Source organism: Streptococcus parasanguinis (genome assembly GCF_031582885.1).
GTDB lineage: Bacteria > Bacillota > Bacilli > Lactobacillales > Streptococcaceae > Streptococcus > Streptococcus parasanguinis_M.
This window is the reverse complement of sequence record NZ_CP133988.1, coordinates 2,052,397-2,079,140: the sequence shown is the minus strand read 5'-3', so window position 1 is coordinate 2,079,140 and position 26,744 is coordinate 2,052,397. Positions and strand designations below refer to the sequence as shown.

Here is a 26,744-nt window from a genome sequence, read left to right as displayed (position 1 = left end):
AAAATCTGAGCTTCCTGTCTCAGATTTTTTTCATGCTTTCCTTTCAGTATTCAATAGAGCTGAAATGTGCTATAATGGTACTAATTTTATGGTAGGAATTCATAGAACAAATCAATAAAAAAGAGGTATACATATGTATCCAGATGACAGTTTAACTTTGCATACTGATTTATACCAAATCAACATGATGCAAGTCTATTTTGATCAAGGTATCCACAATAAACATGCTGTATTTGAAGTGTATTTTCGTCAACAGCCTTTTAAAAACGGTTACGCTGTATTTGCTGGCTTAGAGAGAATTGTGAAATACTTGGAAAACTTGAGTTTTTCTGAGAGCGATATTGCCTATTTAGAGTCACTTGGTTATCATGGGGCCTTCTTGGAATATCTTCGTGATCTCAAGTTGGAATTGACGGTACGATCGGCTCAAGAAGGAGACTTAGTCTTTGCGAATGAACCAATTGTTCAGGTAGAAGGTCCTTTGGCTCAGTGTCAATTGGTGGAAACAGCCCTTTTGAATATCGTCAACTTTCAAACCTTGATTGCAACAAAAGCTGCTCGTATTCGTTCGGTCATTGAAGATGAGCCTTTGATGGAATTTGGAACACGTCGTGCGCAAGAAATGGATGCGGCCATTTGGGGAACTCGTGCAGCAGTCATCGGAGGGGCCAATGGAACTAGTAATGTTCGTGCAGGAAAACTCTTTGGAATCCCAGTTTTAGGAACCCATGCCCATTCTCTTGTACAAGTATATGGGAATGACTATCAAGCCTTTAAAGCTTATGCGGAAACCCATAAAGATTGTGTCTTCCTCGTCGATACCTATGATACGCTTCGTATTGGGGTACCAGCAGCTATTCAGGTAGCGCGTGAAATGGGAGATAAGATCAATTTCCTAGGCGTCCGGATTGACTCAGGAGATATTGCTTATATTTCTAAAAAGGTTCGCCAGCAATTAGATGAGGCTGGGTTTACAAATGCTAAAATCTACGCTTCTAATGACTTGGATGAAAATACCATCCTCAACTTAAAAATGCAAAAAGCAAAAATTGATGTTTGGGGTGTAGGAACCAAGTTAATTACAGCTTACGATCAACCAGCGCTTGGAGCGGTATACAAAATTGTCTCTGTTGAAAACGAAGCAGGAGAGATGATCAATACCATCAAGCTTTCCAATAATGCAGAGAAAGTTTCTACACCAGGTAAAAAGCAAGTCTGGCGGATTACCAGCCGTGAAAAAGGTAAGTCAGAAGGGGACTACATCACTTACGATGGAGTAGATGTTTCACAACTGACAGAACTTAAAATGTTCCATCCAACTTATACCTACATTAATAAAACAGTCCGAAACTTTGAGGCGATTCCTCTTTTAGTGGATATTTTTAAAGAGGGTCAATTGGTTTATCAACTGCCAACATTATCAGAAATTCAAGAATATGCTCGTAAAAATTACGATCAATTATGGGATGAATACAAGCGCGTTCTCAATCCACAGCATTATCCAGTTGACTTGGCCAAAGATATTTGGCAGGATAAGATGGATCTGATCGAGGAAATGCGTAACAAGGCCAATGGAGAAGGAGAAGCAAAATGAGTTTGCAAGAAGAGATTATCCAACAATTGGGTGTCAAGCCTAGCATTGATCCTCAGGAAGAGATTCGCCGCTCGGTTGATTTCTTAAAAAGATATCTAAAAAAACATCCCTTCTTGAAAACATTTGTATTAGGGATCTCAGGAGGACAAGATTCAACTCTTGCTGGACGATTAGCTCAATTAGCCATGGAAGAAATGCGTGCAGAAACAGGAGATGCCTCCTATCAATTTATTGCCGTTCGTCTTCCTTATGGGGTACAAGCAGATGAAGCAGATGCACAAAAAGCATTGGCCTTTATCCAGCCGGATGTTAGCCTGGTTGTGAATATCAAGGAGTCTGCTGACGAAATGGTACGAGCAGTAGAAGCGACTGGAACAGAGGTTTCTGATTTTAACAAAGGCAATATTAAGGCTCGCAGTCGCATGATTGCTCAGTATGCTCTAGCTGGAGCACGCAGCGGAGCGGTGATTGGAACGGATCATGCTGCAGAAAATATTACTGGTTTCTTCACAAAATTTGGAGATGGTGGTGCAGATATTTTACCCCTTTTCCGTTTGAATAAACGCCAAGGAAAACAATTGCTTAAGGCCTTAGGAGCCGATCCTGCTCTTTATGAGAAAATCCCAACAGCAGATTTGGAAGAAGAAAAACCAGGAATAGCAGATGAAGTAGCACTGGGTGTCACCTATAATGAAATTGATGATTACCTAGAAGGCAAACAAGTGAGTCCAGAAGCTCAAGCCACTATTGAAAAATGGTGGTACAAAGGCCAACACAAACGCCACTTGCCAATCACAGTATTTGATCATTTTTGGGAGTAAAAAGGTCCAGTGGACCTTTTTAGCCCGAGTCTTAAAATAGGAGAACGAGGTAGAAATCGGTAACTCGTAGAGTTCTATTTCGTAGTCTCACCATACAATATTGTGAAAAGCATTAAAAAGAAGGGCGGTTTCATCCGTCCTTTTCTTCTAGATTAAAGTAACCAACTTGCAAAGTTCAAGTTGCATGAAAAAATGAAGGGAGACAATCTATGAAGCATCTTGGAAGTCTTGTCATAGAGACGGAGCGTTTATACATGAGGCCTTTCGTTTTGGAGGATGCATCAGCGATGTTTGAAAATTGGGCTTCTGATCCTGAAACCCTGAAATATGTCACCTGGGATGCCCATGCATCTTCTGAGAGAACTAGAGAATCGATCAAACGATGGATCGAACAGTATTTTAAACCAGATACTTATAAATGGGCGATCTGTTTCAAAACATCAGCGGATCAGGTAATTGGAGATATTAGTGTGGTTTCTCAAGACCAGGAAAGTCAATCATGCGAGCTAGGTTATATCCTTGGCAAGAAATTCTGGGGGCAGGGATTCATGACAGAAGCCGTCATAGCTGTTTTGGCTTTCTTATTGAACGAAGTCGGATTTAAAGAAATCAAAGCCACTTATGTCAGTTTAAATCCTGCTTCAGGGAAAGTCATGGAAAAGACAGGAATGCAGTATGTAGAAACCATCCCTCATGCCATTCAACGCAAAGGATATTGTGGGGATAAAATCATCTATTCTATACAGAATCCCTCTCTATAGGGTGATTTTTACTTGAAGATTCTGCTCAAAGGATTATAATAGTAAATAACGAAAAAAGGAGATTGCTATGTCAGAATTAACGAAAGAATTTACAGACCAGCTCTATGCTAATTATGAAGCAAATGTGAAATATGCGGCTCTTGAAAATGCTGTTACCCACAATGGGATCCATGCATCACTTGAAACGCGCAAGAGTGCAGTAGAAAATACACCAGTTTTTTCACTTGATTTGACCAAGGATAAGGTGACAAACCAAAAAGTATCTGGACGTTGTTGGATGTTTGCTGCTTTAAATACCTTCCGTCACAAGATGATTTCAAGCTTCCAATTGGAGGATTTTGAATTGTCTCAAGCACATACTTTCTTTTGGGATAAGTATGAAAAATCAAACTGGTTTTTGGAGCAAGTGATTGCTACAGCAGACCAAGAATTGACCAGCCGTAAGGTGGCTTTTCTCCTACAAACCCCACAACAAGATGGCGGTCAATGGGATATGGTGGTATCTCTCTTTGAGAAATACGGAGTGGTTCCAAAATCAGTTTATCCAGAATCGATTTCTTCAAGCAATAGCCGGGAATTGAACACCTACCTCAATAAACTCTTGCGTCAAGATGCGCAAATCTTGCGTGATTTGATTCACTCAGGCGCAGATAGTGAGGCAGTTGCGAGCAAGAAACAAGCGCTGTTGCAAGAAATTTTTAACTTCTTGGCTATGTCTTTAGGATTGCCTCCACGTGAATTTGACTTTTCATACCGTGATAAGGACAACCAATTCCATAGTGAAAGTGGCTTAACTCCACAAAGCTTCTACAAAAAATATGTAGACCTTCAATTAGACGATTACGTCTCTATTATCAATGCCCCAACTACAGACAAGCCATATGGAAATTCTTACACCGTAGATATGCTGGGCAATGTTGTTGGTAGCCGTCCAGTCCGCTACCTAAATGTTCCAATGGATCGATTGAAAGAATTAGCCATTGCTCAAATGAAAGCAGGGGAAACTGTCTGGTTTGGTTCAGATGTAGGCCAAGTCAGCAACCGTAAAGCCGGAATCCTGGCAACAGATGTCTACGATTTTGAAGCAGGCATGGACATTCATTTGACACAAGACAAGGCGGGTCGCTTGGACTATGCAGAAAGTCTCATGACACATGCTATGGTCTTGACAGGGGTTGATTTAGACGAAGCAGGTCAGTCTCGTAAATGGAAGGTTGAAAATTCATGGGGAGACAAGGTCGGTACAGATGGTTACTTTGTGGCTTCTGATGCTTGGATGGATGAATATACCTACCAAATCGTGGTTCGTAAAGAATTCCTAACAGCAGACGAATTAGCAGCCTATGAAGCAGAACCAATTGTCCTAGCACCGTGGGATCCAATGGGAGCTTTGGCAAAATAATGATACAGAAAAGAGCCGAAAGGCTCTTTTTTTTATATACTCAAAAATAAAAAAGCTGGGAAGTCTAACTAAATAAATCAGATTTTATTCGTTCTGGTTTTTTAACCATTGTTTTAAAAAAAGCCGGGCCAAAAGCCCGACTTCTCTGTTATATTATTCGTTATGATTGTTAGAGTCTTGCGAAGAAGGCTCAGATGGTTTAGATGGATTTTCTTCGTTTGAAGAGCTAGACGATGGTTCTTCATACGAATACTGATCAGTGGAATAACTTGGCTCATAATAGTAGTTATTGTAGTTGTTCTTACCATTGTTTAAGTAGAGATAAGAACCACTTCGATACAGTCCACTTGGTTGCGTCCAATCTGTATGACCAGAATTGTTGTTATTGGCAAGATAGAGCATCATCTGACGGTAAACATCGGTTGCTACCTGAATTCCGTTGTCTAATACCGGAGTCAAGCGATTTGAATAACCTGTCCAGACGGCCATAGCATATTCAGGTGTGTATCCAACGAATAATTCATCTGGAGCCACGATACTTGAATAACCTGTATTTTTGGTTAACTTATTTACCTCGTTGTCAGCATAGTTTGATGTACCTGTCTTACCAGCTTGGTAGACTCCTGAAATAGCCGCATTTGTACCAGTACCAGACATGAGAACTGTCTTCATCATATCTGTCATCATGTAGGCAGTTGTTGCCTTCATTGCGCGAGTTCCTTCGGAATCGAATTCTTTTGTGGTTCCATCGCTAAAGACAACTCGACTGACATATTTCGGTTTGTAATAGGTACCACCATTTGCAAAAGCAGCATAGGCAGCAGCCATTTTTTCACTGCTAGCTCCGTATTTGTTACTTGAATCGCTAGTATTACTTGAGATGGCATTGGCGTATACCATTTCTGGATAATCGATTCCCAGTCCATTTAGGAATTTCTTGGCTTTTTTAAGCCCGACTTTTTCGAGGGCCTTCACCGCTGGAACGTTCCGAGATTGTTGGATTGCATAAGTCATAGTAATGCTACCGTAGTAAGAACGGTCCCAGTTGTAGACTGGTGTTGAGGAATGAGGGAAATTATATGGTGCATCTGTAATGGTAGCTGCAGTAGAAGTGTATTCTTCATGCTCAAGGGCTGGGGCGTAGTCTGTGATTGGCTTCATAGTAGAACCCCAGTCACGGTTAGTCTCAACGGCTTGGTTTGTACCAAAGGAAACGTTGCTAGATTGGTGACGAGAGCCAAGTTGTGCAATGACTTTACCATTATTAACATCGATAACTGTTGAAGCTACTTGCAATTCATCATCTGGATAGTTGACATATTCATCTGTATTGTAGATGTCCCACAATTTCTTTTGCGCTTCGGTATCAACGTTAGTATAGACATCCATCCCAGTTGTAAGCAAATTGTAGCCCGTTTCTTCTTCGACCTGCTCGATCACTTCTTTCAGGTAATTATCCATATAGGCTGGGTAACTGCTTGAAGAACTGAGACTTTGCAGACCATCTGTAACAGGTGTATTGACCGCTGCTTCGTATTGTTTGTTAGAAATGGTCTTCATATCGAGCATTTCTTTTAATACTAAGTTTCGGCGTTGTTGCGCTGCTTCAGGATGGGAGTATGGATCGTATTGGTTTGGTGCTTGGGGCATCCCTGCAAGGAGTGCCAATTGAGGGAGCGAAAGATCTTTTAGATCTTTTCCGTAATAACTTTTCGCAGCTGTCTGCATTCCGTAGTTCCCATTCGCCATAAATACTTTATTGACGTAATAGGTCAAGATTTCTTGTTTGGTTGCTTTCTTTTCCAATTGGGTTGCTAACCAAGCTTCTTGGATCTTACGAGAGAGGGTACGGTCAGAGGCCGAAGTGGAGAAATAGGTTAATTTGATCAATTGTTGCGTCAAGGTTGACCCACCTTGACTTCCTCCTCGTAAGTTGTGAAGGAAGGAACCGCCGATCCGAATGATGTCGACCCCACGGTGATTGAAGAAACGGTGGTCTTCAATCGCAACGATAGCATTGACCAAATCAGTAGGGATTTCATTGGCTGTGACATTGATTCGTTTCTCAGCCCCCAAATCCGCGATCAAGTTATTTTGGTTGTCATAGATCTTACTAGATGTTGTTGCAACCAAATCTTTTTCAGACAAGGTTGGTGCTTTCATAGCATAGTAACTAAATATCAGTCCACCAAGGACAAATAAAAGTAAAAAAAATGAAATGGCTGCGATCGCAACATATTTCAACCATTGAATGACTGTTTGTTTATTCATTTAAATACCGCCTAGAAGTTTCTGTTCGATAATATCAAGATAAGGAACGCTCGGAAGTCGATTCTTATCTACTAGAAAGCCGTGCTCCTGAATATAGGAGAGGGGCATGGATTTACTACCATGATCGATGTTGTAATAGTGAATTAATGCAGGAGCAGGAAGTAAGTAGGTTTCACTCAACTTTGCAAAATGCAAGAGAACGAAACAGATACCGCCTTGCTGGACAACAGCCTCCATATGATCGATTTGATGTTGATGAAAATTTTTCATCGGCATGGATTGCTTTTGCTGTGTTTCCTTAGCTTCAAAATCGATATAGCGTCCCTTGTATACTCCAGAATAGTCTGTCGTTGAGGCTTGCCTGAAATAGGCTTCAACAATCTTTGCCCGACTGCGACGTGGATAATCTACTTTCACGATTTGAATCGGTGTTGGTTTTTTATGGATGACTGCCAGACCTCGAGAAAGATAGTATTGATTACTTTCATTGATCATTTTTTCAAATGTCATCCCACGATTCGCAAAGTCGACTGGATGTTTCCTTTGTGTAGAGACCAAGGTTTTTTTGGCTACTTTATGTGGATAGTTGACCATAGTTCTCCTTATTGGTACAATTACATCACTCTATTATATCATAAATTAGAATAATGAGGAAAAAATGAATACCATACTTGTTGCAGGTTATAAGAGTTTTGATGTGGGCGTCTTTTCCAATAAAGACCCTCGACTGACCATTATCAAAAAAGCCATTGAAAGAGATCTTCGTCGTTTATTTGAAGAAGGAGTGAAATGGCTGGTCTTTTCTGGTAATTTGGGATTTGAGGCTTGGGTACTAGAGGTCGCCTTTGAATTAAAAAAAGATTACGATTTTCAAATGGCGACGATCTTCCTATTTGAGAATGTTGGCGAAAATTGGAATGAAAGCAATCAGGAATTATTAGCACGCTTCAAACAGGTGGATTTCGTGAAATATGCCTATCCCCACTATAGCAATCCGGGTCAACTAAAAGAATACAATCAGTTTTTGATAGATAACGCGGATGGAGCTTATGTTTTTTATGATCCAGAAAATGAAACCAATTTAAAATATCTTTACAAAATGATGGTAGAAAAAGAACCATTTTATGTCAAACAATTAAGTTTTGATGACTTAAATGAACTTGCTGAAAATTTTTACGAAAACTAAGTGTTATACCTTGATTTTTCTTACCATTTTTTTATATAATTGAGATGATGAACTAGATTGGAGAGAGTAATGGCGAGTATTATTTTTACTGCGAAAGATATTTTTGATCAAGATTTCAAACGAGAAGTTCGTGGTTATAATAAAGATGAAGTAAATGAATTTTTGGATGATGTCATAAAAGACTATGAAACCTATGCTGCTTTGGTGAAGGAATTGCGTGAAGAAAACGCCCGCCTTCGTGAAGAACTTGCCCAAAAAGCACAGGAAACACCACAAACATCTCCGATTGCTAGCACTGCTACGCAAGAATTCCCGCAAGTGACAACAGCGACGAACTTTGATATTCTCAAACGTCTCAATCGTTTGGAAAAAGAAGTTTTTGGGAAACAGATCGTAGATCGCGATTATTAATCCCATAGATTGTGCAATTTTTGGATAATCGCGTGAGAGAATCCTCTCATGAGGAAAGTCCATGCTAGCACAGGCTGTGATGCCTGTAGTGTTTGTGCTAGGTGAATCCATAAGCCTAGGGACTTGGTATTCAAGTTACGGCGAGTGAAGGAGCTAAGTCTAAGGATAAGCTCTAGTAACTCTGAAAGTGCCACAGTGACGTAGTTTTTAGGGAAACCTAAAAAGTGGAACGCGGTAAACCCCTCAAGCTAGCAACCCAAACTTTGGTCGGGGCATGGAATGCGTGGAAACGAACATAGCATTCTGACTGGAAACAGTAGACAGATGATTATCGAAGGAAATGGTACCTAGTCATTTCTGGAACAAAACATGGCTTATAGAAAATTGCATATAGGTTGATGAGGTGGAGAGAGATCTCAACCTCCTTTTTTAAAGTGATAGGAATAAGATGAAAAAACAATTTGAATTGATTGCAACGGTCGCTGCTGGCTTAGAGGCTGTTGTTGGTCGAGAACTACGTGATCTCGGCTACGATTGCCAGGTTGAAAATGGACGGATTCGATTTCAAGGAGACCGTCGAGCAATCATAGAGACCAATCTCTGGTTGCGCGCGGCTGATCGAGTAAAAATTGTGGTTGGGACTTTTCCAGCCAAAACCTTCGAAGAACTCTTTCAAGGTGTCTTTGCTTTGGATTGGGAAAATTATTTGCCTTTAGGAGCACGTTTTCCCATTTCTAAGGCTAAATGTGTCAAATCAAAACTTCATAATGAACCTAGCGTTCAGGCCATTTCGAAAAAAGCAGTGGTTAAAAAGTTACAAAAACATTATGCCCGCCCAGAAGGTGTTCCTCTCATGGAAAATGGGGCAGAGTTCAAGATCGAAGTATCGATCCTTAAAGATCAAGCCACTGTCTTGATTGACACCACTGGTAGTAGCCTCTTCAAACGTGGTTATCGGACTGAAAAAGGGGGAGCCCCTATTAAGGAAAATATGGCAGCAGCAATTCTTCTGCTGTCAAACTGGTATCCAGATAAACCCTTGATTGACCCGACATGTGGTTCTGGAACGTTTTGTATTGAGGCGGCAATGATTGCGAGAAATATGGCACCTGGTTTACGTCGGACCTTTTCTTTTGAAGAATGGAACTGGATGGATGATCGCTTGATTCATGAAGTCCGTCAAGAAGCAAGCAGAAAAATCAATCGCGAGATCGAATTGGATATTATGGGAACCGATATCGATGCACGGATGGTTGAGATTGCCAAAGAAAATGCCCAGAAAGCGGGCGTTAGCAGTGACATTACTTTCAAACAAATGCGAGTCCAAGATCTTCACTCAGATAAGATCAACGGGGTGATTATCTCCAATCCTCCATATGGAGAACGCTTATCCGATGATGAGGGTGTGACGAAATTGTATACTGAAATGGGGCACGTATTTGCACCTCTCAAAACCTGGAGTAAATTTATCTTAACCAGTGATGAAGGTTTTGAATCTAAATTCGGTAGTAAAGCAGATAAAAAACGAAAACTTTATAACGGAACCCTAAAAGTTGATCTCTACCAATATTTTGGGGAACGAGTAAAACGGCAGATAAAGGCATAGAAAGGATTTTTATGACAGAGAAGGATAATAAGCCATTAGAGCAAGAAACAGAATCAATTTTAGAGTTTGAAGATGCTAAAGAGATGACGATTGGGCAAGCCAATCGAAAGGCAGAAGAAATCGAAGCAGGTGTAACGGAAGGTGATAATGTCTTAGACAAATACATCAAACAACACCGAGCTGAAATTGAAGCTGAAAAATACGATACAAAAATTTTGGCCAAAGAAGAATTGGCTAAAGCTGAAGAGTTGGCAGCTACAGAAACAGTTGCTGAAGTAGCTGAAGCAGTGGAGGAGCCGGAAGTGACGGAAACGGTCTTGGAACAAAGGCCTGAAATGGATGCTATCTCAACTGAATTACCTGCTAAGATTAAATTTGGTCCCACACCAACTGAACCAATTGTAGAAGCTGAGGAACTTCCTGAGGAAACACCAAGCAATGCGGGCAAACGAATCAAAGCGGTTCTATACTCTGCCTTAGGTCTTGCGATTGTCGGTTCGGCCATTTTTGTGACCTATAACTGGATGCACAGTCGTGGAAAATCTGGTGGTACAACTGTTGTATCGTCTTCATCTAGCAAGTCATCTTCTACTTCTAAATCAAGTAGCAGTGAAACACAGGCTCAAAAATTGGAAGAGTTTACCAAAGCCTACGATGCCTTTTTTGTAGATGAATCAAAAAGTGCTCTTAAAAATGATAAATTCGGAGACTTGGAAAATCTGAAGAAACTGCTGGACAAATTAGAAGGAAGCAGTGATTATAATGCGGCTAAAACAAAATATGAAGACCTTGTGAAGCAAGTTTCTGCCATTCAAAAAGTGAATTCTCAATTTAGTTCTCCAGTCATCAAAGATGGAGTTCTTGATGCAACTGCCAAAGCGAAAAGTGATGCGACCTTTGCAGAAACAAAGACAGGCAATGAAAAATTAGATAGCTTATTGAATGAGGCGGTTGCGCAAGGACGTTCACAACAAGTTGCGACACCGGCACCAGTGACAGGGACAGGTGGTACAGATACTTCTAATGCAACTCCAGCCCCAGCTCAAGCAGCAACGCCTACGGCCCCAACTGTCAATGCTGCTACAGGTGGTGCAGGAACGGCAAGTCCAGGCTATTCAGGGTACGGTCTTCCAAGCGATGGTGTCCCACTTCAGCGGAACTTGAGTCGTGTGCCATATAACCAAGCAGCTATCAATGATGTCAATAACCCAGCTTGGGTGTTTGGTGATGGGATCCTTGAAAAAGTATTGAATATTGCTCGTAAACGTGGACATATCACTGGCAATCAATACATTTTAGAGCGTGTCAATATCATTAACGGTAATGGCTATTACAACCTATTCAAACCAGATGGAACCTATCTCTTTAGTATCAATGCCAAAACTGGTTATTTCGTAGGAAACGGAAAAGGTCATTCAGATGCTCTGGATTATTAATGCTTGATCAGACATCCCCTTTTTGGGAAAAATGACAATAAAAAAGAGAGTGGGACAGAAATCGGTAATTCGTTAGAATTCGATTTCGTCGTCCCACCTCCGCACAGTTGAGTAGGGCTGTAAAAGCTGATGAAATCAGCGTAGTAGAGCCCACTCAACCACTGCGTCTTGCTCGACAATCCAAAAATAATTGAGAGGCTAGGACTTTTGTCCCAGCCTCTTTTTCGTATTAAACAAGATGACGTTCAAAGGGATCGTCAGAAATTCCTTGATCTAGAATCAGGCGACACCATTCTTTGGCTGAAAAGAGGCTGTGATCCTTGTAATTTCCGCAAGACTCAATGGTTGTGCCTGGCACATCCTCCCAAGTGCTGACAGATGCAATTTCTTCTAAAGAATCTTTGATTACTTTAGCAATTTCCGTACTCGAATGCTGTCCCCACATGATCATATGAAAACCGGTGCGACATCCAAATGGGGAACAATCAATCATACCATCGATGCGTTTGCGAATAAGCATTGCAAAAAGGTGCTCGATCGTGTGGAGTCCCGCAGTAGGAATCGCATTATCATTGGGTTGCACTAAACGAATATCAAAGTTGGAGATGATGTCTCCTTTGGGTCCAGTTTCTTCCCCAATCAAGCGTACATAGGGAGCCTTCACAGCTGTGTGGTCCAATTCAAAACTTTCAACAATTACTTCTTTTGTCATACTCAAATCCTTCTTTGTTTTTCTTGATTATAGCATAAAAAAGCAGATTCAACAAAGTGGAAATAAATGAATGTCTCACAGATGTTCCATGAAAGAAAAGTCGATAAAAGAACAAGCGTTAAGCAAAAATATAAAAGGTTTTTCCTGTTTTTTTAGATTGTTAATTTTAGTAATTTATGGTAAAATGTAAAAGAATTTTTAATTCAACTAATTAAATAGATTTGGGGTAAAAGCATGAATTTTGTTATTACAGGTGTTTTTGCCGCGGTCATTGGTTTAGTCATTGGATATGTGGGAACTGCTCTTAAAATGAAAGCTTCAAAAGAAGCTGCGGAACTCACCCTTTTGAATGCTGAACAAGAAGCAACGAATTTACGTGGGCAGGCTGAACGCGAAGCCGATTTGATTTTAAAAGAGGCGAAGCATGAGTCAAGTTCACTTAAAAAAGAAGCACTTTTGGAGGCAAAGGAAGAAGCCAGAAAATATCGTGAAGAGGTCGATGCTGAGTTTAAGTCAGAACGACAAGAATTGAAGCAATTAGAAAGCCGTTTGGCAGAACGTGCTAGCAATCTTGATCGTAAAGACGACATTTTAACAAGCAAAGAACAGTCTCTTGAACACAAAGAGCAAAGTCTTACAGATAGAACTAAACACATTGATACGCGTGAACAACAGCTGGAAGAGCTTGAACACAAGAAAGTAGAAGAACTGGAACGTGTCGCTGCTCTAAGTCAAGGAGAAGCGCGTGACATTATTTTGAGTCAGACGGAAGAGCAACTTTCAAAAGAAATTGCCTCACGGATTCGAGATGCTGAATTGGAAGTGAAAGAACGTTCTGATAAAATCGCAAAAGACATTCTCGTGCAAGCTATGCAGCGAATGGCGGGTGATTTTGTTGCTGAGCAAACAAACTCAACCGTTCATTTGCCGGACGATAGTATGAAAGGTCGGATTATCGGTCGTGAAGGTCGCAATATTCGTACCTTTGAGAGTTTGACAGGTGTCGATGTGATTATTGATGATACGCCTGAAGTGGTGACCTTGTCAGGGTTTGATCCGATTCGTCGTGAAATTGCCCGAATGACAATGGAGAGCCTTCTCAAAGATGGTCGGATCCATCCAGCCCGTATCGAAGAGCTGGTTGAGAAGAACCGTCAGGAAATTGACAATCGTATTCGTGAATACGGTGAGGCGGCTGCCTATGAAATCGGTGCGCCAAACCTCCATCCAGATTTGATGAAAATCATGGGACGGTTGCAATTCCGTACTTCTTATGGTCAAAACGTTTTGCGTCACTCCATTGAAGTTGCCAAACTTTCTGGTATTATTGCTAGCGAGTTGGGTGAAAATGCTACCTTAGCACGACGTGCAGGATTCTTACATGATATCGGTAAAGCGATTGACCGTGAAGTGGAAGGAAGTCACGTCGAGATTGGAACTGAATTGGCACGGAAGTACAAGGAACACCCAGTGGTGGTCAATACCATTGCCAGTCACCATGGTGACGTGGAACCAGAAAGTGTCATCGCAGTCATTGTCGCTGCAGCGGATGCCTTGAGTGCAGCTCGACCTGGAGCACGAAGTGAGTCACTTGAAAGCTACATCAAACGCTTGCAAGATCTTGAAGAAATTGCAAATAGTTTTGAAGGAGTTAAGACAAGTTTCGCCCTTCAAGCGGGTCGTGAAATCCGTATTATGGTTAGCCCTGAGGCAATCAAGGATGATAAAGTGACGATCTTAGCTCATGATATTCGTGAGAAGATCGAGTCCAATCTTGAGTATCCTGGAAACATTAAGGTTACCGTGATTCGAGAATTGCGTGCAGTCGATTACGCAAAATAAACAAAAGCTTGAGATCTAGCATCTCAAGCTTTTTTGAATGAAAAAATCAGTTGAAAATTAGGCCGATTTTTGTTACACTAGATAGAAAGACATTGAAGGAGAAATCATGGCGGATCGTGGCTTATTAATCGTATTTTCTGGCCCTTCGGGGGTTGGAAAAGGAACGGTCAGACGAGAAATTTTTGAAAACTCGGACAATCAGTTTCAGTATTCTGTATCGATGACGACGCGTGCACAACGTCCAGGTGAAGTGGATGGTGTCGACTATTTTTTCCGTACACGTGAAGAATTTGAAGATTTGATCCGTCAAGGGCAAATGTTGGAGTACGCTGAGTACGTTGGAAATTACTATGGGACTCCTTTAACCTATGTGAATGAAACCTTGGACAAGGGAATCGATGTATTCCTTGAAATTGAAGTTCAGGGTGCCCTTCAAGTAAAGAAGAAAGTTCCAGATGCAGTTTTTATTTTCTTAACTCCGCCTGATTTGGATGAATTGCAAGATCGATTAGTGGGTCGCGGGACAGATAGTGCAGAAGTTATTGCGCAACGGATTGAAAAAGCAAAAGAAGAAATCGCCATGATGCGTGAATATGACTACGCCATTGTGAACGACCAGGTTCCTCTTGCTGCTGAACGTGTCAAACGTGTGATCGAAGCAGAGCATTTCCGTGTAGACCGTGTCATTGGCCATTATCTGGATATGTTACCAAAAACACAAACTATTGTGAAGAGATAAATAATTAGAAATTAGGTATAGGAATATGATGTTAAAACCTTCTATTGATACATTGCTTGACAAAGTACCATCAAAATATTCATTGGTTATTCTTGAGGCAAAACGGGCCCACGAATTGGAAAGTGGTGCAGTACCAACTCAAGAATTCCAATCAGTTAAATCAACATTACAAGCGCTTGAAGAAATCGAGTCTGGAAACGTAGTTGTTCACCCGGATCCAGAAGCAAAACGTGAAGCACTTCGTCGTCGGATTGAAGCAGAGCGGATTCGCAAAGAAGAAGAAGAGCGCAAAATTAAGGAACAAATTGCCAAAGAAAAAGAAGATGGTGAAAAAATTTAAGGTTGGGGCTTCTCAATCTTATTTTTTGCTATTTAAAGGGTTCCGTGATAAAGTAAAGCTCATATGATAGAGGCTGGAGGTGAAAAAGTGATAGCAAAAGTCATCGTAGATGTCCCATTGATGCAGACAGATAAACCCTATTCTTATCAGATTCCATTAGAATTTGAGGATATGGTGGAGGCAGGTATGCGAGTTCATGTCCCCTTTGGTAAAGGGAATCGCCTCATTCAAGGGATTGTGGTAGATGTTTTAGAAGAGGCAGACACAAGCGAGGAATTAAAAGCGATTGTGGAGGTCTTGGATTACACTCCGGTCTTAAATCAAGAGCAGTTCTGGTTGGCAGATCAATTACGAAAAAGTGTTTTTTCTTATAAGATCACGATTTTAAAAACCATGCTTCCTTCTCTCCTCAATTCGAGTTATGATAAGATTTTGTATCCTCAACCTTCTTTAGATCCAACTCTCAAAGTGAAACTTTTTGGTGAAAAAAATGAAGTTTCTTTTTCTTCTCTAGATGCGGCCGATCAAGCCCAAGTGATGCGGTTGGTCAGAAAAGGAGATTTGGTACTTGAATACAAGGCCAAGGATAGGAAACAAATTAAAACAGAAAAATGGTATCGCGTTAACCAGGAAGGATTAAAAGAACTTCAACCATCAGGAAGAGCTAAAAAAAGGCTAGCATTGAAAGAGCGCCTGTTACTAGAGCAAGGGGAGCAACCCTTAGCAGGATTGTATCAGGATTTTTCACGAGAAGTGGTAGCTTATTTTATCGAACAGGGTGTTTTAGAAATTACAGAACGAGAAGTGAATCGGGCGGCTGCATATTATGAAGGCAAAGAACAGACCCAGGCTCTGCTTTTAAATTCAGAGCAAGCAAAAGCTGTCGAAACAGTAGTTTCTCAAATTGGGAAAACATCAAAACCTTTTTTACTAGAAGGTGTGACTGGAAGTGGGAAAACAGAAGTTTATCTGCAGATTATTCAAGAAGTTCTAAATAAGGGGAAAACGGCTATTATGTTGGTTCCTGAGATTTCCCTGACGCCACAGATGACGGATCGTTTTATCTCGCGTTTTGGCCAGGAAGTAGCTATTCTGCACTCGGGCTTATCAAATGGTGAGAAGTATGATCAATGGCGGAAAGTTGAACGTGGGGAGGCCAAGGTAGTCGTTGGAGCGCGCTCAGCCATCTTTGCCCCTTTAAAAAACATCGGAGCCATCATCATTGATGAGGAGCATGAGGCTTCCTACAAACAAGATAGTAATCCACGCTACCACGCAAGGGAAGTCGCAGTCCTAAGGGCTCAGTACAATCAAGCAGTCTTGCTTCTTGGATCTGCTACACCAAGTTTAGAATCGAGGGCTCGTGCAACAAAAGGGGTTTATGAATTAATTCGTCTCACCCAACGGGCCAATCCGGCAGCCAAAATTCCAGAAGTTAAAGTCGTTGATTTCCGTGATTATATTGGCCAAAATGAAGCTGGTAACTTCACTCCGGTTCTAGTGGAAGCTATTGCTGATCGCTTGCAGAAAAAAGAGCAGGTCGTCTTGATGTTGAACCGCCGTGGTTATTCCAGCTTTGTCATGTGTCGCGAGTGTGGAACTGTGGATACTTGTCCCAATTGTGATATCTCACTGACCCTCCACATGGATACTAAAACCATGAACTGTCATTATTGTGGCTATAGCAAAGCGATTCCTCGACACTGTCCAAATTGCCAAAGTCCTTCCATTCGTTATTACGGGACAGGAACACAAAAAGCCTATGATGAATTACAAGAGATCTTTCCTGAGGCTAAAATTTTGCGTATGGATGTGGATACTACCCGAAAAAAAGGGAGCCACGCAGCAATATTAGATGCTTTCGGGAATGGAGAAGCGGATATTTTATTAGGGACGCAAATGATTGCGAAGGGCTTGGATTTTCCAAATGTGACGTTAGTGGGTGTCTTGAATGCGGATACTTCTTTAAATTTACCGGATTATCGATCCTCAGAGCGAACCTTTCAACTCTTGACTCAGGTGGCAGGAAGGGCCGGACGAGCAGAGAAAGAAGGAGAGGTTATCATTCAGAGCTACAACCCCAATCATTATGCGATTCGATTTGCCAAAAACCAAGATTATGAAGGCTTTTTTGCCTATGAAATGCAGATTCGCCGGCAGTTAGGCTATACGCCTTATTACTTCACAGTTGGGTTAACCCTATCCCATAAGAGTGAGGAAATTGTGATGGAGAAGTCACATCAGGTCATGGAAATTCTCCGATCTGGCTTATCTGATCAGGTCCAAATCTTAGGACCAACACCTAAACCAATTGCACGCACACATAATTTGTATCATTATCAAATCATTGTGAAATATCGTTTCGAAGAAGGCATGACACAGGTCTTGAATCAAATCCTAGAATTTACACAAGAAAGAGGCAACCAAGATCTACGTGTCAGTATTGATAATGAACCTCAAAGCTTTATGTAAGGAAGAAAGAAATGACAAAATTAATTTTTATGGGAACGCCTGATTTTTCAGCGACGGTTTTAAAGGGATTGTTAGCAGATTCGCGCTATGAAATTTTGGCAGTTGTGACGCAACCAGACCGCAAAGTAGGTCGCAAAAAAGAGATTCGAATGACCCCGGTGAAGCAGGTAGCTTTAGAACATCGACTACCAGTTCTTCAGCCGGAGAAATTATCGGGTAGTCCAGAAATGGAAACGCTCTTATCACTAGATGCAGATGGAATTGTGACCGCTGCTTTTGGACAATTTTTACCGACAAAATTGTTGGAGAACTTCCAATTCGCGGTGAATGTCCACGCGTCTTTATTACCTAAATATAGAGGTGGAGCTCCCATTCACTATGCCCTGATCAATGGTGACGAAGAAGCTGGGGTTACAATTATGGAAATGGTCAAGGAAATGGATGCCGGAGACATGATTGCAGCTCGTTCTCTCCCAATTTTAGATGAGGACAATGTGGGAACTTTGTTTGAAAAATTGGCAGTCCTTGGACGTGACTTACTCCTAGATACTTTGCCAGCTTACCTGGCAGGGGAGATCAAGCCAAGTCCACAAGATCCAAGTTTGGTCACATTTTCACCGAATATTTTACCGGAAGAAGAGGTTTTGGACTGGACCAAAACCAATCGCCAAGTCTTTAATCAGATCCGAGGGATGAATCCTTGGCCGGTCGCTCATACGTTATTAAATGGGCAACGCTTTAAAGTTTATGAAGCAGAGCTATGCGAAGGAAATGGAAATCCAGGAGAAGTGATTGCTTTGACCAAAAAAGAGTTGCTGGTCGCTGCAGGAGAAGGCGCATTGTCCCTCAAAGTTGTGCAGCCGGCAGGAAAACCAAAAATGTCCATCACAGACTTTTTGAATGGCGCTGGCCGTCAATTGAAAGTAGGAGATCACTTTGGAAATTAAACAAATGAATGCGCGTGAACAGATCGTTCGAGTGTTAGAAGAGGTTTTTGAACAGGGAGCTTATTCTAATATTGCACTAAATCAAGCGCTAGAACACTCTCAACTTTCAGATAAAGATAGAAGCTTTGTTACGGAAGTTGTATACGGTACTGTAGCACGGAAGATAACACTCGAGTGGTATCTCGCCCACGTAATTGAAGACCGGACGAAATTGGATCCTTGGCTCTATTATCTTTTGATGATGAGTTTGTATCAACTTGTTTATTTAGACCGCATTCCCGATCATGCCATCGTCAATGAAGCTGTTCGGATAGCAAAACGTCGAAAAGAAGGCAGTGAGAAGTTTGTCAATGCTATTCTTAGAAAGCTCCTCCGCGAGGGGCTACCAGCTATTGATACGATCAAGCGAAAGAACAAACGTTATTCGGTAGAGTATTCCCTACCTGTATGGTTGGTCAAAGCATTGATCGAAGAATACGGTGAGGAACGTGCTTGCGCTATTTTTAAGAGTCTCTATCAGCGTAATAAATCCAGTATTCGTGTGATTGATCTAGACGAAAAAGAAGAGTTGGCTCAGCTGTTCGAAGCAACCTCCTCTCTACTTGCTCCGTCCGCTCTCGTGAAAGAACAGGGACATTTTGCAGCGCATTCCTTGTTCAAAGAAGGGCGCATTACTATTCAAGACGAGTCCAGTCAATTGGTGGCACCGGCTTTGGATTTGCAAGGAGATGAGTGGGTTTTAGATGCCTGTGCGGCGCCAGGTGGAAAGACGACTCACCTGGCTTCTTATCTCACAACTGGGAAAGTCACAGCCTTGGATCTCTATGACCATAAGCTCAAATTGATTCAAGAAAATGCTAATCGGCTCCATGTTGCGGACAAAATTTTGACAAAGAAGTTAGATGCGACAAAAGTCTTTGAAACATTTGGACCTGATGCTTTCGATAAAATTTTGGTGGATGCGCCTTGTTCAGGGATTGGTTTGATACGGAGAAAGCCTGATATCAAGTACAATAAAGAGAGTGCAGATTTTGTATCTTTACAAGCTATTCAATTGGCCATTCTGGATAGTGTTTGTCAAAGTGTGCGTAAAGGTGGTATAATAGTGTACAGTACGTGTACAATTATGGGCAAAGAGAATTTTGAAGTGGTGGACCAATTTTTGAAAAACCATCCAAATTTCGAACAAGTCCCATTGGATCACGAAAGAAAAGATATTCTTAAAAATGATTGTATCCTTATTACACCCGAATTATATGGAAGCGACGGCTTCTTTATTAGTCGTTTTAAGAGAATCTCATAATATCAGGAGGAAACTGACAGTATGGATATTACGATCTTAACCGATGTAGGTCAAAGACGGACAAATAACCAAGACTATGCAAATCAATATACAAACAAGGCAGGAAAACCGATGGTTTTTCTTGCTGATGGTATGGGAGGACACCGTGCCGGAAATATTGCTAGTGAAATGGCAGTCACAGACCTAGGTGCGGCTTGGGTTTCTTCTGAGATCGAGACGGTTAATCAAGTACGGGAATGGTTTGCAGAACATTTAGAAGCTGTGAATCGTCGGATTCATTTGGCTGGGCAAGATGATGAGCACAAAGGAATGGGAACGACACTAGAAGCCTTGGCTTTTGTAGAAGGACAAGTGATTTATGCCCACGTTGGGGATTCACGGATTGGCCTCATTCGTCAGGGCGAATACCAGCAGTTGACCAGTGACCATTCTCTTGTAAATGCTCTTTTGCGAGCTGGTCAAATTACAGAGGAAGAAGCTGCCCATCATCCTCAACGTAACATCATCACTCAGTCCATTGGTCAAAAAGATGAGTTAGAGCCGGATTATGGTTTGGTGACGGTTGAAGCAGATGATTATATTTTGATCAATAGTGACGGTTTAACCAATATGATTGGCCCAGATGAAATCAGAGACATTGTCTTGAGTGATGTTTCACTGGAAGAAAAAGCTCAAACCTTGATTCGTTTTGCCAATAATGCTGGAGGCTTGGATAATATCACCGTTGTACTGCTCCACTTTACTGAGGAGGACGCAGCATGATTCAAATCGGCAAAATTTTTGCCGGGCGATATAAAATCATCCAACAAATTGGACGCGGCGGGATGGCAGATGTTTATCTTGCGCGTGATTTGATTTTGGATGGGGAAGAAGTTGCAGTCAAGGTACTGCGTACGAATTACCAGACGGATCCCATTGCAGTTGCGCGTTTTCAGCGTGAAGCAAAGGCGATGGCAGAGCTGGACCATCCAAATATCGTTCGGATTACAGACATTGGCGAAGAAGAAGGACAACAATACCTTGCAATGGAATATGTTGCAGGTTTAGACTTGAAACGCTATATCAAAGAAAATGCTCCTTTATCAAATGAAGAAGCTGTTCGTTTGATGGGGCAGATCCTTCTAGCTATGCGTCTTGCCCATACGCGTGGCATTATCCATAGAGATTTAAAACCACAGAATGTTCTCTTGACACCAGATGGAACAGCAAAAGTTTCAGACTTTGGGATTGCAGTGGCCTTCGCAGAGACTAGTTTGACTCAGACCAACTCGATGTTGGGGTCGGTTCATTATTTGTCCCCTGAGCAGGCGCGCGGTTCAAAAGCTACGGTGCAAAGTGACATCTACGCGATGGGGATCATTTTCTATGAGATGTTGACAGGACACATTCCTTATGATGGAGATAGTGCAGTTACAATCGCTTTGCAGCATTTTCAAAAGCCACTCCCATCTATTCGGGAAGAGAATAAGAATGTTCCACAAGCTTTAGAAAATGTGGTGATCAAAGCGACCGCTAAAAAACTGACGGATCGCTATAAATCAGTGGCAGAGATGTATGTGGACCTTTCAAGTTGCTTGTCCTACGAGAGAAGAAATGAGAAAAAACTGATTTTTGAAGATCAATCGAAAGCTGATACAAAGACTCTTCCAAAAGTGAGTCCAACTCCAAAGACGGCTCCTGTTCCAATCTCTGAGGTACGCAGTGAAATCAGTTCGGTAGATCCTAATCGACCATTATCTGACCAGCAGACAATGGCACCAAGTAAAAAGCCAAGAAGACGCTTGCGGGCGCGCTACAAGGTCTTGTTTTTTGCCATTGCCCTAGTTCTTGCAGCCTTTACTTTCTTGTTGTATATGAGCCCAGCCAATAAAACAGTTCCAGATGTTTCCGGCAAAACCATTGCCGAAGCTAGAGCGGTTATTGAGGGACAAGACCTTCAAGTCGGTGAAGAGAAAGAAGAGTACAGTGATTCGGTTGCAGAAGGCTATGTCATTCGGACCAATCCAAATGCAGGTGCTCAAAAGAAAGAACAAAGTCGCATTGATTTGATTGTTTCAAAAGGTCCAAATAGTTTTGAAATGCCAAACTATGTAGGAGAAACACGAGCTAAAGCAGAGGAAGATCTGAAAAATACTTATAAAGTATCAAGCAAAATGATCACGATTGAAGAAGTTGAGACCTTCGATTATGCTGCAGGGACAGTTCTTGAACAAACCCCAGCTCCAGGAGAGCAATATTCTCTGAATTCAAAAACCAAGATTGTTTTGAAAGTAGCGAAAGAAACGACTTCAATTGAAATGCCAAACTATGTTGGATCAACTTATGATTTTGCTAGAAGTAATTTGATTGAGATCTATGGTATTAAAGAAGCCAATATCGAATTAAGAAAAACGGAACATCTCCCTGATGGGGTAGTTGTTTCTGCCGGTCAAATTGTCAGTCAAACTCCAGAAGTTTCGAGTACGGTGGATATTAACCGAACACGAATTGTTTTGACTGTATATGAGCCTAAAGTGATGGCTTCTTCAAGTACGAAAGCCTCATCAAGTTCAGATGCATCTAGTTCATCCTCTGCTGAACGATCAGATACAGAAAGCTCCAGCAGTAGTGCAACTGGTGGAGATTCATAAATCAGTCTAAGACTCAGATGGATTTCTGAGTCTTTTTGATTGTCTGCTATTATCCAACCACAGACGGAAGTCAAATGAGGAAAAATTTGATAAAATAGGAAAAGATGAGGTAGACTATGTGGAAAATACAAATTTTTATTTTCGTTGAAGCCGTTTTGTTAACATTAGCAGCGATCACCATTTTATCAATCGATTTTTCCAGATTTGTTGTCTTGATGGTTCTCTTTTTGCTCCTTTTGTATTACTATTTTGGCAAACAAAAAGCAAATTTTCTATTAATTGCACTGAGCGTGCTCTTGTTTTTTATCGTAATGCTGAATCCTTTTGTGATTGCAGCCATTTTATTTGCGGTGGTTTATGGTTTATTGATCGCCTACCCTTATATGTATAAGGAAAATGAAGCCGTTGTGTTTGATGTTGAAGAGGATACGAAAATTCGTCAGGAAAAAACTCGATGGATTGGTGATTTACAACATTTTTCAAAGCAAAGTCGAGGGTATCGAGATCTGAATGTGATCCGAGTTTTTGGGAATGACACCCTCCATTTAGAGGAGGTAGCCATTTGCAATTGGGACAATGTAGTGATCATTCGGAAAGGTTTTGGAAATACAAAAATTATCTTACCGATTGATTTGGAATTGCATTTACAAATTAACACTCTGTATGGAGATCTGAAGTTTTTGGATCTTCCTGTCCGTAAAATGAGGAATGAAACCATAGACATTGAAACGGCACACTATCGGAGATCGCACCGTTCTATAAAAATTGTGTTAGTTGGTATTGTTGGGGATGTTGAGGTGATTCGCGCATGAAGAAATTAGACTATCTCCTATTGTACTTCTATTCCCTAATGGTGGTTGCGGTCATTTGTCATACCATTTTCCATTTTGTTGGTTTTCAGTGGGGCAAACTTCTCTCAGATCTTTCCTTGCTTCAGTCATTCCTATTTTTGGTTTTTAGTCTGACGCTTGCATTGACGGCTTTGGTTGTCTTAATTATCAAAATCACGCAATTTGTAACAGTTCATGCAGTACAACAAAAGGTAGAATCTATCCTGACTGCTTCACAGCGAAAAGAAATTGCCCCCAAAGAATTGAATCAACAGTTAGATTTATTGGACAGCAAATTGCTTCGACTAGAAGAAAATTTACAAAAGAGTGAAAATCGTGTGATGCGAAATGAAGAAGAAATTGTGGAAATCGAGCGTAAGAGAATTGCGCGTGATCTACATGATACGGTTAGTCAAGAATTGTTTGCAGCCAATATGATTTTATCTGGAGTGGCAGCACAGGCTCTTGAGTTAGAGAAAAGTCAGATCCAGCAGCAACTAAATGGTGTGTCAGATATTCTAGGTACAGCCCAAAATGATTTACGCGTCTTGCTCCTACATCTTCGTCCTACAGAATTGGAAGGAAAAAGTTTGGTAGAAGGGATGGAGATGATTTTTAGAGAATTGAAGGAAAAGAGTAACCTAGCAGTTGTCTTCCATCATAATGACATGAGCATTCCAAAAGAAATGGAAGAACATCTATTTCGGATCGTCCAAGAAATTGTCAGCAATACCTTGAAACACGCTAGAGCTCAACAAATGGATGTCTTTTTGCAACAGGAAGGAAAACAACTTCATTTACGGATGGTAGATGATGGAATCGGATTTGAGCAGGAAAAATTGGAACGATTGAGTTATGGGTTGAAAAATATTCAAGAACGTGTAGAAGACATGGCGGGAACCATTAAAATAAGAACGAGTCCTCAAAAGGGAGTGGCTGTAGATATTCGTGTTCCCCTCCTTGTAAAAGATAAAAATGAAAAGGAAACTGTATGAAAGTATTATTAGTAGATGATCATGAAATGGTCCGATTGGGATTGAAAAGCTTTTTGTCCATGCAAACCGATATTGAGCAAGTCTTAGAGGCACAAAATGGGCAAAAAGGCGTGGAGTTGGCGTTGAAAGAAAAACCAGACGTCATCATCATGGATATTGTGATGCCAGAGCTAAATGGTATCGATGCAACTCTAGCCATCCTAAAAGAGTGGCCGGAAGCTAAAATTGTCATTTTGACGTCTTATTTAGATAACGAAAAGATTTACCCAGTCTTAGATGCAGGTGCAAAAGGGTATATCTTAAAGACTTCGTCAGCAACTGAGATCTTACAGGCTGTCCGAAAGGTTGCAAAGGGAGAATTTGCAATTGAGACAGAAGTTAGTCAAAAAGTTAAGTCACGAAAGAACCATGCTGAATTGCATGATGATTTGACAGCTAGAGAACGAGATATTCTGGCTTTATTGACGAAAGGATATGAAAATCAACGAATAGCAGATGAACTCTTCATTTCTTTAAAAACAGTGAAGACCCATGTCTCCAACATCTTATCCAAATTAGAAGTCAGTGATCGGACGCAAGCAGTCGTCTATGCCTTCCGACACCATCTGGTGAATCAAGAAGATTTTTAAAGGGAAACATGCTATAATAGAGCATGATCATAAGGGGGAGACAAGTGGACGCAAAATTACGTTATAAAGCCAAAAAAGTTAAAATCGTCTTTTTTGATATTGATGATACATTACGTGCAAAAGAAACTGGATTGATCCCAGAATCTGTCAAAGAAGTCTTTCATCAATTGAAAGAAAAAGGAATCCGAACAGGGATTGCAACGGGTAGAGGGATTTTTGGGGTTGTTCCTGAAATCATGGACTTAAAGCCTGATTTTCTAGTAACCTTAAACGGTGCCTATATAGAAGATACAAAAGGAACTGTGATCTACCAATCACCAATCAATGAAGCAATCGTTTCTTCTTTTGTGGATTGGGCCAAAGAATCCGAGATTGATTATGGGTTAGTAGCTAGTCATCAAGCTTCCCTGTCTAATCGGACACCCTTGATCAGTGATGCTATTGACATCATTTATCCAAACTTACCAGTAGATCCAGATCTGCATTTGAAAGAACCTATTTTCCAAATGTGGACCTTTGATGAACAGGATAGTGAGCTAGAGTTGCCCCCTTCTTTGCAAGAGAACTTGCGCCTAGTTTCGTGGCATCCCCATTCGTCAGATGTTGTTCGCTTTGAAGCTTCAAAAGCTTCAGGAGTTTCTCATCTTGTAAATCATTTGGGCTTGAAGCCAGAGAATGTTTTAGTATTTGGGGATGGATTAAATGATCTAGAATTGTTTGATTACGCTGGAATTAGTATCGCAATGGGAAAATCTGCCCCAGAGTTACAAGAAAAAGCTGATTATATCACTAAGAATTTAGAAGAAGATGGCATATTCTATGCCTTAGAGGAGTTAAATATGGTTGAAAAAGAATTGACATTACCACAGTTAGAACTTGCTACGGTTGACGGTCCTGTCGCTGTGATCAAAACCAATCACGGTGAGATGAACATTCAATTGTTCCCGGATCAAGCGCCAAAAACAGTTGCAAACTTTGTAGCTCTTGCTAAGTCTGGCTATTATGATGGTGTCATTTTCCATCGGATTATTAAAGATTTTATGATCCAAGGGGGAGATCCTACTGGTACAGGTATGGGTGGTGAATCCATCTATGGTGAGAGCTTCGAAGACGAATTTTCAAAAGAACTGTACAATATTCGCGGAGCCCTTTCGATGGCAAATGCTGGACCAAACACAAATGGTAGCCAATTCTTTATTGTACAAAATCAACATCTCCCATATTCGAAAAAGGAATTGGTCCGCGGTGGCTGGCCTGAAGAAATTGCTGAAATCTATACGACAGAAGGAGGAACTCCTCACCTAGATCAACGCCATACCGTATTTGGACAATTGATGGATAAAGCTTCTTTTGCTGTGTTGGATGAGATCGCGGCTGTTGAGACAGGGATGATGGATAAGCCGGTAGAAGATGTCGTGATTGAAACCGTCGAAATTGAGGACTAATATGAAAATTGGAGATAAGTTAGAAGGGACCATTACAGGCATTCAACCTTATGGTGCCTTTGTCGAACTAGAGTCGGGTGTCACGGGCTTGATTCATATCTCAGAGATTAGAAGTGGTTATGTAAGTAATATTCATGATATTCTTTCAATTGGAGAAAAAGTCTTTGTCCAAGTCATCGATGTTGATGAATATTCTAAGAAAGCTAGCCTCTCTCTGAGAACGCTAGAAGAAACACCACAACGAAGCATTCGACACCATCGTTTTTCAAATGACCGCCATAAGAGTGGTTTTGCGCCCTTAGCTCAACAGATGCCGACCTGGGTCAAAGAAGGAAAGGTATTCTTTAGCAAACAAGAAAAAAAATAAAAACT

24 protein-coding genes and 1 other RNA gene are annotated in these 26,744 nt (G+C 41.1%); 22 read left to right on the top strand and 3 right to left on the bottom strand.

Going from position 1 to position 26,744, the window contains the following annotated elements:
• Positions 1-133 precede the first annotated feature (133 nt).
• The 4 genes from RDV49_RS10100 to pepC all read left to right on the top strand — a co-directional run bounded on the left by RDV49_RS10100 (position 134) and on the right by pepC (position 4,578).
• Positions 134-1,594, top strand: a complete 1,461-nt coding sequence (locus RDV49_RS10100; protein WP_003010364.1) for a nicotinate phosphoribosyltransferase — start codon at positions 134-136, stop codon at positions 1,592-1,594.
• On the top strand, positions 1,591-2,415 hold the full coding sequence (gene nadE / locus RDV49_RS10095; RefSeq protein WP_003010362.1) for an NAD(+) synthase: 825 nt from the start codon (positions 1,591-1,593) through the stop codon (positions 2,413-2,415). Before RDV49_RS10100 ends, nadE begins: the two co-directional genes overlap by 4 nt.
• 209 nt (positions 2,416-2,624) lie before the next feature.
• A complete protein-coding gene (locus tag RDV49_RS10090) occupies positions 2,625-3,176 on the top strand; it encodes a GNAT family N-acetyltransferase (RefSeq protein ID WP_003010360.1) in 552 nt (183 codons plus the stop codon).
• A gap of 67 nt (positions 3,177-3,243) precedes the next feature.
• Positions 3,244-4,578, top strand: a complete 1,335-nt coding sequence (pepC, locus tag RDV49_RS10085) for an aminopeptidase C (RefSeq protein ID WP_003010359.1) — start codon at positions 3,244-3,246, stop codon at positions 4,576-4,578.
• 153 nt (positions 4,579-4,731) lie between these two features.
• On the opposite strand, the gene pbp1a is transcribed toward pepC, so the two are convergent.
• Both pbp1a and recU read right to left on the bottom strand, forming a co-directional pair.
• Positions 4,732-6,849, bottom strand: coding sequence for a penicillin-binding protein PBP1A (gene pbp1a / locus RDV49_RS10080; RefSeq protein WP_003010357.1), 2,118 nt, complete (start codon positions 6,847-6,849; stop codon positions 4,732-4,734).
• On the bottom strand, positions 6,850-7,443 hold the full coding sequence (gene recU / locus RDV49_RS10075; RefSeq protein ID WP_003010355.1) for a Holliday junction resolvase RecU: 594 nt from the start codon (positions 7,441-7,443) through the stop codon (positions 6,850-6,852).
• Between the two features lie 64 nt (positions 7,444-7,507).
• Between recU and RDV49_RS10070 the strand changes: the two genes are divergently transcribed.
• The 5 genes from RDV49_RS10070 to RDV49_RS10050 all read left to right on the top strand — a co-directional run bounded on the left by RDV49_RS10070 (position 7,508) and on the right by RDV49_RS10050 (position 11,488).
• Positions 7,508-8,035 (top strand): SLOG family protein, encoded by a 528-nt coding sequence (locus RDV49_RS10070; protein WP_003010353.1) that lies wholly within the window; start codon positions 7,508-7,510, stop codon positions 8,033-8,035.
• A gap of 69 nt (positions 8,036-8,104) precedes the next feature.
• Positions 8,105-8,446 (top strand): cell division regulator GpsB, encoded by a 342-nt coding sequence (gpsB, locus tag RDV49_RS10065; RefSeq protein ID WP_003010351.1) that lies wholly within the window; start codon positions 8,105-8,107, stop codon positions 8,444-8,446.
• A 16-nt stretch (positions 8,447-8,462) separates the two neighbouring features.
• Positions 8,463-8,828, top strand: an RNA gene (gene rnpB, locus RDV49_RS10060) — RNase P RNA component class B.
• Positions 8,829-8,894: 66 nt separating this feature from the next.
• Positions 8,895-10,052, top strand: coding sequence for a THUMP domain-containing class I SAM-dependent RNA methyltransferase (locus RDV49_RS10055; RefSeq protein ID WP_003010349.1), 1,158 nt, complete (start codon positions 8,895-8,897; stop codon positions 10,050-10,052).
• Between the two features lie 11 nt (positions 10,053-10,063).
• Positions 10,064-11,488, top strand: a complete 1,425-nt coding sequence (locus RDV49_RS10050; protein ID WP_003010347.1) for a cell division site-positioning protein MapZ family protein — start codon at positions 10,064-10,066, stop codon at positions 11,486-11,488.
• Between the two features lie 229 nt (positions 11,489-11,717).
• Here RDV49_RS10050 and RDV49_RS10045 read toward each other — a convergent pair whose 3' ends face one another.
• Positions 11,718-12,200, bottom strand: coding sequence for an S-ribosylhomocysteine lyase (locus RDV49_RS10045; protein ID WP_003010345.1), 483 nt, complete (start codon positions 12,198-12,200; stop codon positions 11,718-11,720).
• 234 nt (positions 12,201-12,434) lie between these two features.
• Between RDV49_RS10045 and RDV49_RS10040 the strand changes: the two genes are divergently transcribed.
• The 13 genes from RDV49_RS10040 (at position 12,435) to RDV49_RS09980 (ending at position 26,739) form a co-directional block, all read left to right on the top strand.
• Complete coding sequence (locus tag RDV49_RS10040; RefSeq protein WP_003010343.1) at positions 12,435-14,042, top strand: ribonuclease Y; 1,608 nt, start codon at positions 12,435-12,437, stop codon at positions 14,040-14,042.
• Between the two features lie 106 nt (positions 14,043-14,148).
• On the top strand, positions 14,149-14,781 hold the full coding sequence (gene gmk / locus RDV49_RS10035; RefSeq protein ID WP_003010341.1) for a guanylate kinase: 633 nt from the start codon (positions 14,149-14,151) through the stop codon (positions 14,779-14,781).
• A 25-nt stretch (positions 14,782-14,806) separates the two neighbouring features.
• On the top strand, positions 14,807-15,121 hold the full coding sequence (rpoZ, locus tag RDV49_RS10030) for a DNA-directed RNA polymerase subunit omega (RefSeq protein WP_003010339.1): 315 nt from the start codon (positions 14,807-14,809) through the stop codon (positions 15,119-15,121).
• 63 nt (positions 15,122-15,184) lie between these two features.
• Positions 15,185-17,593, top strand: coding sequence for a primosomal protein N' (locus tag RDV49_RS10025; RefSeq protein WP_003010336.1), 2,409 nt, complete (start codon positions 15,185-15,187; stop codon positions 17,591-17,593).
• A gap of 11 nt (positions 17,594-17,604) precedes the next feature.
• Entirely contained in the window at positions 17,605-18,540 is a 936-nt protein-coding gene (gene fmt, locus RDV49_RS10020; RefSeq protein ID WP_003010335.1) for a methionyl-tRNA formyltransferase, read from the top strand.
• Positions 18,530-19,843, top strand: coding sequence for a 16S rRNA (cytosine(967)-C(5))-methyltransferase RsmB (gene rsmB, locus RDV49_RS10015; RefSeq protein WP_003010333.1), 1,314 nt, complete (start codon positions 18,530-18,532; stop codon positions 19,841-19,843). The genes fmt and rsmB overlap by 11 nt, the downstream gene beginning before the upstream one ends.
• A 21-nt stretch (positions 19,844-19,864) precedes the next feature.
• Positions 19,865-20,605, top strand: a complete 741-nt coding sequence (locus tag RDV49_RS10010) for a Stp1/IreP family PP2C-type Ser/Thr phosphatase (RefSeq protein ID WP_003010330.1) — start codon at positions 19,865-19,867, stop codon at positions 20,603-20,605.
• Entirely contained in the window at positions 20,602-22,473 is a 1,872-nt protein-coding gene (pknB, locus tag RDV49_RS10005; protein ID WP_003010327.1) for a Stk1 family PASTA domain-containing Ser/Thr kinase, read from the top strand. Before RDV49_RS10010 ends, pknB begins: the two co-directional genes overlap by 4 nt.
• Positions 22,474-22,589: 116 nt before the next feature.
• Positions 22,590-23,285 (top strand): cell wall-active antibiotics response protein LiaF, encoded by a 696-nt coding sequence (gene liaF / locus RDV49_RS10000; RefSeq protein ID WP_003003865.1) that lies wholly within the window; start codon positions 22,590-22,592, stop codon positions 23,283-23,285.
• Entirely contained in the window at positions 23,282-24,298 is a 1,017-nt protein-coding gene (locus RDV49_RS09995; RefSeq protein ID WP_003010322.1) for an envelope stress sensor histidine kinase LiaS, read from the top strand. Before liaF ends, RDV49_RS09995 begins: the two co-directional genes overlap by 4 nt.
• Positions 24,295-24,927, top strand: coding sequence for a response regulator transcription factor (locus RDV49_RS09990; RefSeq protein ID WP_003010319.1), 633 nt, complete (start codon positions 24,295-24,297; stop codon positions 24,925-24,927). Before RDV49_RS09995 ends, RDV49_RS09990 begins: the two co-directional genes overlap by 4 nt.
• Positions 24,928-24,971: 44 nt before the next feature.
• A complete protein-coding gene (locus RDV49_RS09985; RefSeq protein ID WP_037608300.1) occupies positions 24,972-26,372 on the top strand; it encodes a bifunctional Cof-type HAD-IIB family hydrolase/peptidylprolyl isomerase in 1,401 nt (466 codons plus the stop codon).
• 1 nt (position 26,373) lies between these two features.
• Entirely contained in the window at positions 26,374-26,739 is a 366-nt protein-coding gene (locus tag RDV49_RS09980) for a S1 RNA-binding domain-containing protein (RefSeq protein ID WP_023920312.1), read from the top strand.
• Positions 26,740-26,744: the final 5 nt, after the last annotated feature.

Bases quoted from the DNA above. Each gene is read 5' to 3' on its own strand.
- RDV49_RS10100 (WP_003010364.1), top strand. From the start codon at position 134: ATGTATCCAGATGACAGTTTAACTTTGCATACTGATTTATACCAAATC.
- nadE (WP_003010362.1), top strand. From the start codon at position 1,591: ATGAGTTTGCAAGAAGAGATTATCCAACAATTGGGTGTCAAGCCTAGC.
- RDV49_RS10090 (WP_003010360.1), top strand. From the start codon at position 2,625: ATGAAGCATCTTGGAAGTCTTGTCATAGAGACGGAGCGTTTATACATG.
- pepC (WP_003010359.1), top strand. From the start codon at position 3,244: ATGTCAGAATTAACGAAAGAATTTACAGACCAGCTCTATGCTAATTAT.
- pbp1a (WP_003010357.1), bottom strand. From the start codon at position 6,849: ATGAATAAACAAACAGTCATTCAATGGTTGAAATATGTTGCGATCGCA.
- recU (WP_003010355.1), bottom strand. From the start codon at position 7,443: ATGGTCAACTATCCACATAAAGTAGCCAAAAAAACCTTGGTCTCTACA.
- RDV49_RS10070 (WP_003010353.1), top strand. From the start codon at position 7,508: ATGAATACCATACTTGTTGCAGGTTATAAGAGTTTTGATGTGGGCGTC.
- gpsB (WP_003010351.1), top strand. From the start codon at position 8,105: ATGGCGAGTATTATTTTTACTGCGAAAGATATTTTTGATCAAGATTTC.
- RDV49_RS10055 (WP_003010349.1), top strand. From the start codon at position 8,895: ATGAAAAAACAATTTGAATTGATTGCAACGGTCGCTGCTGGCTTAGAG.
- RDV49_RS10050 (WP_003010347.1), top strand. From the start codon at position 10,064: ATGACAGAGAAGGATAATAAGCCATTAGAGCAAGAAACAGAATCAATT.
- RDV49_RS10045 (WP_003010345.1), bottom strand. From the start codon at position 12,200: ATGACAAAAGAAGTAATTGTTGAAAGTTTTGAATTGGACCACACAGCT.
- RDV49_RS10040 (WP_003010343.1), top strand. From the start codon at position 12,435: ATGAATTTTGTTATTACAGGTGTTTTTGCCGCGGTCATTGGTTTAGTC.
- gmk (WP_003010341.1), top strand. From the start codon at position 14,149: ATGGCGGATCGTGGCTTATTAATCGTATTTTCTGGCCCTTCGGGGGTT.
- rpoZ (WP_003010339.1), top strand. From the start codon at position 14,807: ATGATGTTAAAACCTTCTATTGATACATTGCTTGACAAAGTACCATCA.
- RDV49_RS10025 (WP_003010336.1), top strand. From the start codon at position 15,185: ATGATAGAGGCTGGAGGTGAAAAAGTGATAGCAAAAGTCATCGTAGAT.
- fmt (WP_003010335.1), top strand. From the start codon at position 17,605: ATGACAAAATTAATTTTTATGGGAACGCCTGATTTTTCAGCGACGGTT.
- RDV49_RS10010 (WP_003010330.1), top strand. From the start codon at position 19,865: ATGGATATTACGATCTTAACCGATGTAGGTCAAAGACGGACAAATAAC.
- pknB (WP_003010327.1), top strand. From the start codon at position 20,602: ATGATTCAAATCGGCAAAATTTTTGCCGGGCGATATAAAATCATCCAA.
- liaF (WP_003003865.1), top strand. From the start codon at position 22,590: ATGTGGAAAATACAAATTTTTATTTTCGTTGAAGCCGTTTTGTTAACA.
- RDV49_RS09995 (WP_003010322.1), top strand. From the start codon at position 23,282: ATGAAGAAATTAGACTATCTCCTATTGTACTTCTATTCCCTAATGGTG.
- RDV49_RS09990 (WP_003010319.1), top strand. From the start codon at position 24,295: ATGAAAGTATTATTAGTAGATGATCATGAAATGGTCCGATTGGGATTG.
- RDV49_RS09980 (WP_023920312.1), top strand. From the start codon at position 26,374: ATGAAAATTGGAGATAAGTTAGAAGGGACCATTACAGGCATTCAACCT.